This window comes from Terrabacter sp. Soil810, assembly GCF_001429645.1.
In the GTDB taxonomy this organism is placed as follows: domain Bacteria; phylum Actinomycetota; class Actinomycetes; order Actinomycetales; family Dermatophilaceae; genus Terrabacter.
Genome location: NZ_LMSW01000014.1, coordinates 426,855 through 438,780 on the forward strand (window position 1 = coordinate 426,855; position 11,926 = coordinate 438,780).

An 11,926-nucleotide genomic window follows, 5' to 3' on the forward strand; every position below is an offset into this window, starting at 1 on the left:
TCCTCTCGAAGAGCGTGACTCAGCTCTGGCGCTTCCAGCTGCCCTCGAGGAAGACGTGTTCGCCGTCACCCAGGGGTGGCTGCCCCGCAGGGGGTTTGACCCCTGACGTGACGAGGGTGTCCCCGTTGACCTTCCAAGCCAGCAGCAGTGTGCCGCCGGTGCTGTCGCTGCCCTGGACCCAGCGGCCGGCGCTGTCGTAGCTCGTGGTGCCGAGGTCACCGACCTCGTATGCGCCCGAGTCGTCCTGGACGAGGATCGACCATCGTGACCCTTGGATCTTGAGCACGAGGCGGGCCGTGCCGTCGTCGAGGTAGTTGGCAGTCATCTCCTCCGGCGACAGGTGGAGCCCGCGTCGGGTCATCTCCGCCGTAGTGATCTCTCTGGCCCAGACCCCGTCAGGGATGGCCCTGACCCCTCTGGTGGTCGGCGAACTGGCCGCCGCCTGGGACGTCGGAGGCGTGGCTGGGACGCTCCGCGCCGCGGCGACCGGCTCCGCGGGCCCTTGACCGGTTGGTGCCACGGCGCCACCCGTGCATCCGGCGAGCAAGGCCCCGCTGAGCAGGAGCGCGGTGGTTGCGTGTGTTGTCCTCATCGTTCTTGTCCTTTCGATCCCGTACCTGCTGGCCGAACTCCTTGGTGGGGATGGGCTTTCACGGGAGTGCCGTCCAGCTCGTTGTGGTGAGGACCGCCACCCGCTGCGGGCAGGGGTCAACAGCCAGGGTGAGCGTCAGCCGGGCACTACGTCTCGTCATGAGGTACCGGCCCAGCGGCTGGCCGGAGCAGAGGTCCTGGCTGAACAGGTCCGTCCGCAGCTCCTCGCCGACCACGGCGTACAGCACCCCGGACACCACGCCCGGATAAGCCGGGGGCGAGGTCACGGCCAGCACGCCTTGAGGTTGGAACTCGAGTACCCAGCGTCCCGCGACGCCCGGGGCCGACTGCTGCGCGGGGACGTCAGCCGCATACCGACCCTGAAGTGCGGCCGTCGAGGTCGCGCCGTCCGCTGGGACGAGGGGGGCGCCGCGGTCGCTGCGCCACCCCAGGGAAAGCGCCAGGACAAGCGCGGTGCACGCGGCGGCCACGACGCCCGCCGTGACCCAGGCCCAGCGAAGCCGACGGTCGCGCCGCCCCCGCGCCAACGCGGCCTCCAGCAGCAGCTCGACCTCGGGGTTGCACACTTGGGCGTTACGGGCGAGGCCGATGCGCAGCCGCTCGTCAACGGACATCGTCGGTCACCTCCTCCTGAAGGACGTCGGCCAGTCGCGCACGGGCCCGGTGGAGGTGCTGTTTGACGGTCGACTCGGACACCTGCAGCATCCGGGCGATCTCCAGGATCGGGCGGTCCTCCCAGTAGTAGAGCGCGACCGCTGCACGCTGCATCGGGGCGAGCGCGGCCACCGCCCGGGCCACCTCCGGGTCCGGCAGCGGCGGCTCGCTGGGCACCGGCTGGGCACGCAGCTCACGACCCGGACGGGACCGCTCACGGCCGACGTGGCGCACCGCCATCCGTACCGCCACCTTGCGGGCCCACGCCTCGGGCCGCTCGTAGTCCGACACCGACGACCACTTCTGCAGCAACTTGACGAACGCGTCCTGCGTGATCTCCTCGGCGACCGCGCGGCTACCCACGATGAGGAAGACCGTGCGAGCCACCGACGCGAACCGGGCGCGGTAGACCCACTCGTAGTCCCGCCGCTCCTCGTGGCCCACCGGGCGCCTCCGATCTGGAACCGAGTATGTCCACTGCCGCGAGCCGCCGACCGCGATACCGCGGAACCAGACGGCGCCGCCGGTCCGGCTTCGGTCATGCACCGCCCGTGACCGCCGCGCACACGGCCGACACGAACGTGTCGTCGCTCAGGACCTCCGTGATGGGGGCGTCGACAAAGCTGGTGGTCTTCCCCGCCGCGGTGACGTGACCGCTGAAGGTGCCGACGGCGTCCGGAGGCTCGACCAGGGTCCCGACCGCGCGCCACACCGCGGCACCCTGGGAGGAACGGATGTCCCACAGCGCACCGTCGGTGATGACGGTGAGGGTCCGGGCATCGCCCGGCACAGCTAACGGCTCGCTGAATCGCACGTTCGTGCTGATCGTCGCCATCGCCGGGCCTGTCGGCGACGTGCTGAGGTAGTCGATGTCGTTAGTGCGGAACTCGCTGTAGGCGATGCGGTAGTCCTCGTTGTAGTACCGCGTCTGGTAACGGTCCGACCTGGTGTTGGCCCAGAGCGGGGTGTCGCCGCAGCCGAAGTCGAACGGCACCCACCCTGTCGAGGTGTGGCGCTCGCCCTTGCAGACCGGCCCCTCCTGCTTGGTCTGGCACGACCACGGCGTGAAGGTCGGGCTCAGCGCTGGCATGAGGCGGGACTCGTCGACAGCCGGTGGCGCGTCCGCCATCGCCGACGATGGGGTGCCCAGCTGGGTGAGCACGAGGACGACTGCGGCCACAACGCTGCAGCGGTGAAGTTGACGCATGACCGTTACCTCCTTGAATGAAGCGGCACCGCCCGGGCGGACGGGCACTCGCTCACCCATGAACAGTCCGCAACCTCCGCCAGGGTTGACGCGGCGAGGGCGCCACTTTCCGTGACCGGACCTCAGGAAGGTCCGGTCGGCAGGCGATCTCAGGCAGCGCTGGCGCGCGCCGAGAAGCATGATCGGCCAGCGGCAACGCTAGCCCGGAAGCAGGCCAGTCTCCGAAGACTCAACGGTCTTGGCGCTGATCCCAAGAGGCCAGTGGAGAGGTAGCCGTCGCCTCCGGCTGGGCGGCGAACAACTGGCGGCGCGTACTCGAGCTCCACTTGGTGGGCCACCCGGATCGCCGCTGTCAAAGGATAGGACCGGCGGATTGCCGCCCCAACGATTCAGCCCGCAGGTCGCAACCGCCAGTGCCCTGCGAGTCCTCCTCGAGCGCCACAAGGCGCCCGGCCGCGACGCGGCTCCGTCCTGCCTACGGGCAGCCGCTGACGCTCTCCACGGTGCGGTCCACGACGATGGTGTCGCCGACCTGCACACCCGTGAACCGGACGAAGATGCGGACATCGCCGAAGAAGTCGTGGTAGGTCGTGCTCCCGGTGAAGGTTCCCGCCGGCGTCAAGACGTAATGGTTGACCTCAGTCAGGCGGCCCGTCACATCGGGGATGGACGGATCAACGAAGTCAACCGAGTAGGTAACGGCGGCAACGTCCCGGTAGCTGAAGCTACCGTCACTGCCCGGGATGAACTGAGACTGCTCCACTTTCCGAGTGAACGTCGTGAGGTTGGCGCGAGGTCCGCAGATGTCGTCGGGGAACGGCACCGTGAGAACGACGTTGTGCTCAACCACTGTCCGAGGACTCGCTGAGGCCACGGGGACAGGAAGGATGATGATGATGGCGGCTGCCCCGATGGCCGTGGCTACGACATTGCGCATTGCATTCCCTTTCGGTGTGGGTGGCACCTACCTGTGGAGCACGTCTCCCAACCATGAACAGTCCCCGCCCACGGTCGAGGTTGACGCCGCGAAGACTGACCTTCATGGAGGACTCGATCCCGTCCGTCCAGCCGGACTGGGTCCACCGAACCGGTGTGCTCCCAACCTCCCCATCGGCATCACGATTCGCGCACAGCGCCCATGGGAACAGCGCCGTCGCCCTCTTCGTGGTGCAGCCGGCTAGACACGGCCGCCACGGTCGGCACCGCGGTCGATGACGCCTGAAAACTGACCCCGGATTGACGGTCGACCCCTTGCAGCGACCCTGCCTTTCAGTTTCGAGGCAGAGGCAGGGCTGTAGTCAGTTGAGGATTGGGCAGAGATCCGTCGGTTGCACTGGGCTGAGGGGTGATCGCCAAGTCGACGGGCATCGCCCGGAACACGATGCGCGCGGCGTTGGGCGCGGACAGGCCGCCGAAGTACGAGCGAACCGCTGCACGAGCCATCGGCACGACGCCGGCGTCCGAGACGGGTCCGATGCTCCAATGCGCTCAAGCGCAGGAGCATTACTCCCGGCGGGGGACCCAAGCAGGCTCTTTTCCGGGCGCCCATTCTGGGCTACTAGAGGATTGTCGGCAGGACCGGTGTCTGGCCAGACTCGGTTCAGGTACCCGGCGGGACGCTCTCTTCTGGGCTGCCCACTCGCTTGCGGGTGTGGCTCACTTCCGGTCTGCTGCCCGCCGGGTGCCGTGACGAGGCGTGGCTCAAGAAGGGACTGCCCTGCTCGTAGTAGCACTGCCCACCTCGCCGACCCTCTATCGGTACACATGCCAGGTGGGAGTGGAGCATGCACCAGTCAGAGCACGTCATCATCGGGGTCGATCCCCACAAGCTGTCGGCCACCATCGAGGTGGTCGACCGTCACGAGAAGCGGCTGGGCGCGGGACGGTTCACTACCGACAAAGCCGGCTACGCGGCGATGCGCATCTACGCGAAGGCCTGGCCGGATCGGGTCTGGGCGGTTGAAGGCGCCAACGGCGTGGGTCGCCCGCTGGCGCAGCGGCTGCTGGAGGCCGGCGAGCGAGTCGTCGACGTGCCGGCCAAGCTCGCTGCCCGGGTGCGGTTGTTCGACACCGGCCACAACCGCAAGACCGATGCCCTGGACGCGCACTCGATCGCGATCGTGGCGGTGCGCACCACAACGCTGCGGGTGCTGCAGGTCGATGGTGAGCTCGAGGCGCTGCGGATGCTCACCGACCGCCGTGAGGCATTGACCCGTCGCCGGGTCCAGACCGTCGACCGCCTCCAGGCGCTACTGGCGGAACTCCTTCCAGGACAGTCGAAGAAGGACATCACCACCGGTCAGGCCAAGGCCATGCTCGCCACCGTCCGACCCCGTGACATCGCCGGGAAGACCCGACGCCGGATCGCCGCCGAGGAGCTGTCCGAGCTGGTCGCGGTCGAGGCGAAGATGAAGAAGGCCACCGCCGAGCTCAAGGCCATCGTCACCGCCCGCGGCTCGCACCTGATGGACATCCACGGCGTCGGCCCCGTCGTCGCCGCGCGCGTCCTGGCCGACGTCGGCGACGTCGCCCGGTTCGCCGACCGCAACCGCTTCGCGTCCTGGACCGGCACGGCACCCCTGGACGCCTCATCCGGTGAGCAGAACCGGCACCGGCTCTCCCGCGCCGGCAACCGGCGGATGAACCACATGATCCACATCGCCGCGATCACCCAGCTCCGCAGCGACACCGACGGGCGGGCCTATTACCGGCGCAAGCGAGCCGAGGGCAAGAAGCCGCTCGAGGCGCTGCGGTGCCTCAAGCGCAGGATCTCGGACGCCCTGTACCGCCAGCTCGTGGCCGACGCCGCAGCCGCGACGGCACGGGGCGTGGAGGCGGGTCCGGGAGGGCACTGCGGGGCGTCTCAAGAATCCAGCGCGGTCGACCTGCCCCCGCACATCGACACTTCGGATCAGCCACTTCCCGGACCCGCGAATCCGACGCTACGCCCGGCACCGACACCACGGAAGACCAACCCTGGAACCCCCATCGCCGCGACGGGTTGACAACAGAAGGGAGCCGGAATGGGCTTCGCACCCTCAACGTCGAAGTTGGAGTCAGCACGGCCCTTGGGGTGCGCATCTGCCTCGGTGTCTTGAGCTGACGACGGAGCGAAATTGGCTGACTGCTGCACGAGAGGCACGGATACTCGTGACATGTCTATGCCGCCACTGGAGCTGCCTGAGGCCGTCGTCGACCGTCTTCGGATTGCCACTGCGGTGCTCCGAGACATTCGCTATCTAACTCTGGCGACCGCCGACCCCAACGGTCGGCCGTGGGCATCGACCGTCTGGTTCGGCGCCTCCCTGCGCTCACCGTCGACGCAGCGGCTCGACGTAGAGCTCCTCTGGCTCTCGAGACCCGAGGCGCAGCATTCGACCAATCTCCTCGAGCGGCCCGAGGTGGGCATCAGCGTCTTCGACAGCAGGCAGCCCGCCGACACCGGGGTCGGACTCCAGCTTGCGGCCCGCGCCGAGCCGGTGCCAGCCGACGAGCTCGAAGCGGCACTGGCTGCCTTCTCGACGGCGTCGGTGGCAGCCGGCGGCAACGCTTGGACACTGCGCCAGGTGCAGGGGCCGGTCCCTCTGCGCGTCTACCGGGCTCACCTCGACCGCGCCTTGCTCCTCGTTGATGGCTCGAGAGCCGAACTGCCCCTGCGCTGAACGGAGCGAAGCGCCGACGGTGCGACGTAGCGTGTCGATGTGATGTTCAGTCGTGAACTGCGAGACGCGGTCGCCCGCGGAGAGATCACCGTGACGATCCGCCGGTGGGACCGTCCGCAGGTCAAGGTCGGGGGCCGATACCGGACCGCGGGGGTCGTCATAGAGCTCGACTCCATGGAGGTCGTGCCCTTCTCCGCCGTGACGGACGAGGACGTGCGGGCCTCAGGCGAGTCCGACCTCGAGGCACTTCGTGACCGAGCCGCCCACTCGGGGCCGATCCATGACGACACCCTGGTCTATCGGATCGAGTTCCACGTCGTGTGACCGCGGCGGGTCGCCACCGCTCCGTGACGACGGGTATGGCTCTGCCGCAGTCGGCCACCCCTCCTCGCGTGCTCCGCCACGTTCTGGTCAGTGTGTTTCCGTGCGCACAGACATGGCGCCGTGGACGGCCCACATTGGGGGATCGGAAGTTCTCGTAGGACTGGAGGTGGACTCCGATGACCACCACGTTGCGAAGCCAAAGCGCCTGTGGCACAGAGTCCTTCACCGCAGGCACCATGCCCGCAGTGGTGAGGCAGCATGGTCCGAGGCGATTCCGACGCCGTGCATCGATCGCACTGTTCGTCGCCGTGGCGGCTCTGGCAGTGCCGCACCAGGCCGCTGCGCTCGTGCCCATCCCACCCGCGCCGGTCAGGTTCCCGATCGCGGACATCGGGCACACCATCCTGACGCTCGCCGAGCAGTACGCGCAGGTGCCGCTCACCGACAAGCGCCGACTCCACAACGAGATGGTGCTGCTGATCAACACGGGCCACGTGGCGATCTGAGCCACTGCGCAGCAGCGATGAGGGGCACCTCGACGGGTAGGTTCCGGGTGTGACCGAGAGCGACACCGCACCTCACCCAGCTGCCGTGCATGGAAGGGCGGCCCACGTCCGCGGGCTGGTCCTCGCAGCCGGCGCCGGGAGACGCATGGGTGGGCCGAAGGCCCTCGTTCGCCGGCACCCGGACGAGCCGACGCTCGTCGAGCGCGCTGTCTCGCTGCTTCACGCAGGCGGCTGCTCCGGCATCACCGTCGTCGTCGGTGCCGCAGCCGAAGAAGTCACCGCCATCGTCACGGCGCTCGGACGTGACGTCGATGTCGTCACCTGCCCCGACTGGGACGAGGGGATGGGTGCCTCCCTCCGCGCCGGACTCACGGCCCTCACCCGATCCACCCATGAGGGGGAGGGGTGCGTCGACGCCGTGCTCGTCACCCTCGTCGATCTCCCCGACCTGACGCCCGAGGTCGTCGCCCGCGTCCTCGACGCCCCCGGACACGTCGACAACGCGCACTCGCCGCACCCCGACCCGGACGAGCACGCCGTCGAGCTCCACCGGACGAGCGGCCCCACGATCCCCGAGCTCCGCGCCACACTGCGGCGGGCGGCATACCAAAGCGTGCCGGGGCACCCGGCGCTCATCGGCCGCGACCACTGGGAGCAGGTCATCGCTTCGGCGACCGGAGACCACGGCGCCCGCCACTACTTCCGCACCACCCCGCACGAGCTCATCGAGTGCGGCGACCTCGCGACCGGCCGCGACACCGACACCCGCGAGGAGCTCGACGCATCCCGCTGAACGGGCCCACCGCTTCCCCAAGCCCCGCCGATGGGTGATGCTCAGGGGATGGATCACCTGTTCACCAGTGCCGACGACGTCACGACCGCCCTGGGCGGCACGGGCTACCTCACCGACGAGGCGCTCGCGACGGTGACCTTCCTCGCGACCCGGCTGAACCGGCCGATCCTGCTCGAGGGCGAGCCTGGCACCGGCAAGACCGCCCTCGCCGAGGCGCTCGCCGAGTCCCTCGACCTCAAGCTCATCCGCCTCCAGTGCTACGAGGGCATCGACGCGACGCAGGCCCTCTACGACTGGGACTTCCCGCGCCAGATCCTGCACCTGCGCACCGTCGAGGCCCTGAGCCGCGAGGAGCACCACGATGCCAAGGCGCTCGAGGCCGAGCTCTTCGACGAGCGCTTCCTCCTCGCCCGCCCCGTGCTCCAGGCCCTCCGCGAAGCCCCGTGCGTCCTGCTCATCGACGAGATCGACCGCGCCGACGACGAGTTCGAGGCCTTCCTCCTCGAGGTCCTGAGCACGTGGCAGGTGACGATCCCCGAGCTCGGCACCGTCAGCGCCGCCACCCCACCGATCGTCGTCCTCACCTCCAACCGCACCCGCGAGCTGCACGACGCCCTCAAGCGCCGCTGCCTCTACCACTGGATCGACCACCCCGGCCTGGCCCGCGAGCTCGAGATCGTGCGCACCCGGCTTCCCGAGGTCAGCGCCGCGCTCGCCGAGCAGGTTGTCACCCTCGTCCAGCGCCTCCGCTCCTCGGGCGAGCTCATCAAGCCCCCGGGCGTCGCCGAGACGCTCGACTGGGCGCGCGCCCTCGAGACCGTCGGCGCCACCCGCCTCGACGCCGAGGTCGCCGCCGCCACTCTCGGCGCCGCCCTGAAGTACCGCGAGGACTCCGAGAGGATCCGCGCCTCGCTCGACAAGCTGCTCACCGCATGACCCTGCCCACCGCGACCACCCAGACCACCAGCGAGCCCGACGTCGACGAGCTGCTCCTCGGCTTCGCCCGCGCCCTGCGCGCCGCCGGCGTCAACGTCACCGCCGACCGCGAGCGCACCTTCCTCGTCGCTGCGGCCACCGTCGGCATGGGTCAGCGCACCGGCGTCTACTGGGCCGGCCGCGCGACCCTCACGTCCACGCCCGCGGACTTCCCGGCATACGACGAGATCTTCGAGCGCTGGTTCGGCGGCGAGTCCATCCCCCGGGGACGCCGCGTCGACATCCAGCGCCCGCCCGTGCGCCAGGCGCCGCTCGACAGCGGCGAGGGCGAGGCCGGCGACGGCGACACCGACAGCGTCCAGGCCCGCGCGAGCGCGCAGGAGGTGCTGCGCCACCGCGACATCGCGACCCTCAGCGCCGCCGATCGCGCTGCCGCCGCACGCCTCTTCGCCTCCCTCGACCCGCGCTCGCCCCTGCGCCGCGCCCGCCGCCACGTCCGCGCGAGGAGCGGCACCGTCGACGGCCCGGCCACCCTCCGGGAGCAGCTGCGGCGGATGGGCGAGCCCGGTCGCATCCGCCACCGCCGCCGCGGCACCCGCCCGCGCCGGCTCGTCCTGCTCATCGACGTCTCCGGCTCCATGAGCCCGTATGCCGACAGCCTCCTCCGCCTCGCCCACGCCTTCGTGCGCACGGTGCCCCACGTCGAGGTCTTCACCATGGGCACCCGCCTGACCCACGTGACCCGGGCGCTCGCCGAGCGCGACCCCGACCGCGCGCTCGCCGCCGCCGGACGCGTCGTCCCCGACTGGTCGGGCGGCACCCGCCTCGGCGAGGCGATCGGCGCCTTCCTCGACCGCTGGGGCCGGCGGGGTATGGCCCGGGGCTCCGTCGTCGTTGTCTTCTCCGACGGCTGGGAACGTGAGGGTCCGGAGGTGCTCGGCGAGCAGATGCGCCGGCTCGCCGCCCTCTCGCACCGGGTCGTGTGGGCCAACCCGCACCGCGGGAAGGCCGGCTACGAGCCGGTGCAGCAGGGGATCGTCGCGGCCCTGCCGCACATCGACGACTTCGTCGCGGGGCACTCGCTCGCGGCGTTCGAGGAGCTGATCGAGGTGGTGGCCCGTGCGTGAGGTGATGGACGAGCTGATGCAGTGGTGGTCGGCCGGCGAGACCGTCGGCGTCGGCACCGTCGTCGGCACGTGGCGCTCGGCGCCACGCCAGGCCGGCGCCTCGATGCTCGTCGGCCCCGGCGGCGAGGCCGTCGGCTCCGTCTCGGGCGGCTGCGTCGAGGGCGCCGTCTACGAGCTGAGCCAGGAGGTCGTCGAGACCGGCAGGCCCGTGCTCCAGCGCTACGGCGTCAGCGACGACGACGCGTATGCCGTCGGGCTGACCTGCGGGGGCATCCTCGACGTGTTCGTCGAGAAGGTCTCCCGCGAGACGTTCCCCGAGCTCGGCGACGTCGCCGCCGACATCGCGGCCGGCCGCCCTGTCGCCGTCGTCACCGTCATCGAGCACCCTGAGCCCTCGTGGGTCGGCCGCCGCGTCGTCGTGCACCCCGAGGCCGACGGCGACGACGAGGACACCTCCGTGCTCGGCTCGCTCGGCAGCGGGCGCGCGGACGATGCCGTACGCGACGACGCCCGAGGCCTTCTGGCACAGGGCCGCTCGGCGATCCTCACCTACGGCCCCGACGGGGAGCGTCGCGGTGAGGGGATGCGGGTCTTCGTCGCCGCGCACGCCCCGAAGCCGCGGATGCTCGTCTTCGGCGCCATCGACTTCGCCGCCGCCGTCGCCCGGGTGGGGAGCTTCCTCGGCTACTACGTCACCGTGTGCGACGCCCGGCCGGTCTTCGCGACGAAGACGCGCTTCCCCGGTGCCGACGAGGTCGTCGTCAAGTGGCCGCACGACTACCTCCAGAACGAGGTCGACGAGGGCCGCATCGACAGCCGCACCGTCATCGCCGTGCTCACCCACGACCCGAAGTTCGACGTGCCGCTGCTCGAGGTCGCGCTCCGGCTGCCCGAGGTCGCCTACATCGGCGCCATGGGCTCGCGCCGCACCCACGAGGACCGGCTCGAGCGGCTGCGCGAGGCCGGCCTCACCGACGACGAGCTGGCCCGGATGAGCTCACCGATCGGGCTCGACCTCGGTGCGCGCACGCCCGAGGAGACCGCCGTCTCGATCGCCGCCGAGATCATCGCGCTGCGGTGGGGCGGCGCCGGCGAGCGGCTCGCCGCCACCGAGGGCCCGATCCACCACCACCATCCCGCGCACGACTCAGAGCCCTGACGCGAAGCCCTCGCGCCAGGTGGGGTACCGCAGCTCCCAGCCGAGCTCGGCCTTCGCCTTGGCGTTCGACGACCCGCGTGCGGCGGTCATGAGGTTGACGCCGTGCCGTCCGATGAGCGGCCGCGCCAGCCAGACGGGGATCCGCCGCGGCGGCTTGGCTCCGAGCGCCTCGGCCAGTGCGGGGAGCCACTCCGCGACGGGAGCCGGCTCGTCGTCGACGATGTTGTAGAGGCCGGGACGGCCCCGCTCGACCGCGGCCACGGTGGCCGAGGCAGCGTCCACGACGTGCACGAAGCACCACAGCCCCTGGCCACGACCGACGACCGGGAGCTTGCGCTTCAGGACGATGTCGATGAGCCCCTCCTCCCCGCGGGCGACGCCGGTGCCCGGCCCGTAGAGCCCGCCGTAGCGCAGCACGAGCCCGTCGAGGTCGGTCGCCCCGCCCACCGCCTCCTCCACGTGGCGGATCGCCGCGAGTGTCTCGACGGCCTCGGGCGCCGGGTCCGGGTCGAGGCCGGCCTGCTCGTCGGCGAGCGGCCCGTCCACCCGGGCATTGGTCCAGCCGGTGAAGCTCTGGGCGACCACCCGTCCGACGCCGTGCTCGCGCGCGGCCTCGAGGAGGTGGTCGGTCCCCTCGGTGCGCAGCCGGTTCGTCACGGCGAAGTCGCGGTCGAAGTGCTTGGGGTCGATGCCTCCGTCGAGCGAGGTCAGCTGGTGCACGATGACGTCGGGCTTGGCCTGCTCGACCGCGGCCAGCACCGAGTCACGGTCGAGGCCGTCCATCCGCAGCGGGGCGACGCCCCGTGCCTCGAGGGTGGCGAACTGTGCTTCGTGGCGGGTCGTGCCGACGACCGTGTGGCCGGCCTCGACGAGCTGCGGCCCGAGCGTCGTGCCGATCGCTCCGGTGGCGCCGCACAGAAGTACGCGCATGGTCCTGCTCCTGTCC

At 70.6% G+C, this 11,926-nt stretch carries 14 protein-coding genes and 1 pseudogene; 9 read left to right on the forward strand and 6 right to left on the reverse strand.

Annotation, left to right across the window (positions count from 1 at the left end; all coding sequences use genetic code 11):
• Positions 1 to 19: 19 nt before the first annotated feature.
• The 5 genes from ASG96_RS20305 to ASG96_RS20325 all read right to left on the reverse strand — a co-directional run bounded on the left by ASG96_RS20305 (position 20) and on the right by ASG96_RS20325 (position 3,410).
• Positions 20 to 361 (reverse strand): hypothetical protein, encoded by a 342-nt coding sequence (locus ASG96_RS20305; RefSeq protein ID WP_057589129.1) that lies wholly within the window; start codon positions 359 to 361, stop codon positions 20 to 22.
• Between the two features lie 289 nt (positions 362 to 650).
• Positions 651 to 1,226, reverse strand: coding sequence for a hypothetical protein (locus tag ASG96_RS20310; RefSeq protein WP_057589130.1), 576 nt, complete (start codon positions 1,224 to 1,226; stop codon positions 651 to 653).
• On the reverse strand, positions 1,216 to 1,710 hold the full coding sequence (locus tag ASG96_RS20315; RefSeq protein ID WP_057589131.1) for an RNA polymerase sigma factor: 495 nt from the start codon (positions 1,708 to 1,710) through the stop codon (positions 1,216 to 1,218). Before ASG96_RS20315 ends, ASG96_RS20310 begins: the two co-directional genes overlap by 11 nt.
• A gap of 94 nt (positions 1,711 to 1,804) precedes the next feature.
• Entirely contained in the window at positions 1,805 to 2,473 is a 669-nt protein-coding gene (locus ASG96_RS20320; RefSeq protein ID WP_157611076.1) for a hypothetical protein, read from the reverse strand.
• A gap of 475 nt (positions 2,474 to 2,948) precedes the next feature.
• Positions 2,949 to 3,410, reverse strand: a complete 462-nt coding sequence (locus tag ASG96_RS20325; RefSeq protein WP_057589133.1) for a hypothetical protein — start codon at positions 3,408 to 3,410, stop codon at positions 2,949 to 2,951.
• Between the two features lie 382 nt (positions 3,411 to 3,792).
• On the opposite strand from ASG96_RS20325, the pseudogene ASG96_RS23885 reads away from it, so the two are divergent.
• The 9 genes and pseudogenes from ASG96_RS23885 to ASG96_RS20365 all read left to right on the forward strand — a co-directional run.
• A pseudogene (locus tag ASG96_RS23885) lies at positions 3,793 to 3,908 on the forward strand (IS21 family transposase); the annotation flags it as partial.
• Between the two features lie 349 nt (positions 3,909 to 4,257).
• Complete coding sequence (locus ASG96_RS20330; RefSeq protein WP_057589134.1) at positions 4,258 to 5,478, forward strand: IS110 family transposase; 1,221 nt, start codon at positions 4,258 to 4,260, stop codon at positions 5,476 to 5,478.
• A 156-nt stretch (positions 5,479 to 5,634) separates the two neighbouring features.
• Complete coding sequence (locus tag ASG96_RS20335) at positions 5,635 to 6,135, forward strand: pyridoxamine 5'-phosphate oxidase family protein (RefSeq protein WP_157611078.1); 501 nt, start codon at positions 5,635 to 5,637, stop codon at positions 6,133 to 6,135.
• Positions 6,136 to 6,177: 42 nt separating this feature from the next.
• Positions 6,178 to 6,459 carry an ASCH domain-containing protein gene (locus tag ASG96_RS20340; protein WP_056755061.1) on the forward strand — a complete coding sequence of 94 codons (282 nt, stop codon included), beginning with the start codon at positions 6,178 to 6,180 and terminating at the stop codon, positions 6,457 to 6,459.
• Between the two features lie 176 nt (positions 6,460 to 6,635).
• On the forward strand, positions 6,636 to 6,965 hold the full coding sequence (locus ASG96_RS23440) for a hypothetical protein (RefSeq protein ID WP_157611079.1): 330 nt from the start codon (positions 6,636 to 6,638) through the stop codon (positions 6,963 to 6,965).
• An 85-nt stretch (positions 6,966 to 7,050) separates the two neighbouring features.
• Positions 7,051 to 7,758 (forward strand): NTP transferase domain-containing protein, encoded by a 708-nt coding sequence (locus tag ASG96_RS20350; RefSeq protein WP_255359612.1) that lies wholly within the window; start codon positions 7,051 to 7,053, stop codon positions 7,756 to 7,758.
• Between the two features lie 48 nt (positions 7,759 to 7,806).
• Complete coding sequence (locus ASG96_RS20355) at positions 7,807 to 8,694, forward strand: MoxR family ATPase (protein ID WP_057589137.1); 888 nt, start codon at positions 7,807 to 7,809, stop codon at positions 8,692 to 8,694.
• Complete coding sequence (locus ASG96_RS20360; RefSeq protein WP_057589138.1) at positions 8,691 to 9,821, forward strand: VWA domain-containing protein; 1,131 nt, start codon at positions 8,691 to 8,693, stop codon at positions 9,819 to 9,821. Before ASG96_RS20355 ends, ASG96_RS20360 begins: the two co-directional genes overlap by 4 nt.
• Complete coding sequence (locus ASG96_RS20365) at positions 9,814 to 10,980, forward strand: XdhC/CoxI family protein (RefSeq protein ID WP_057589139.1); 1,167 nt, start codon at positions 9,814 to 9,816, stop codon at positions 10,978 to 10,980. The genes ASG96_RS20360 and ASG96_RS20365 overlap by 8 nt, the downstream gene beginning before the upstream one ends.
• Here ASG96_RS20365 and ASG96_RS20370 read toward each other — a convergent pair.
• Complete coding sequence (locus ASG96_RS20370) at positions 10,969 to 11,910, reverse strand: NAD(P)-dependent oxidoreductase (protein WP_057589140.1); 942 nt, start codon at positions 11,908 to 11,910, stop codon at positions 10,969 to 10,971. The two genes, ASG96_RS20365 and ASG96_RS20370, sit on opposite strands and share 12 nt — an antisense overlap.
• Between the last annotated feature and the right edge of the window lie 16 nt (positions 11,911 to 11,926).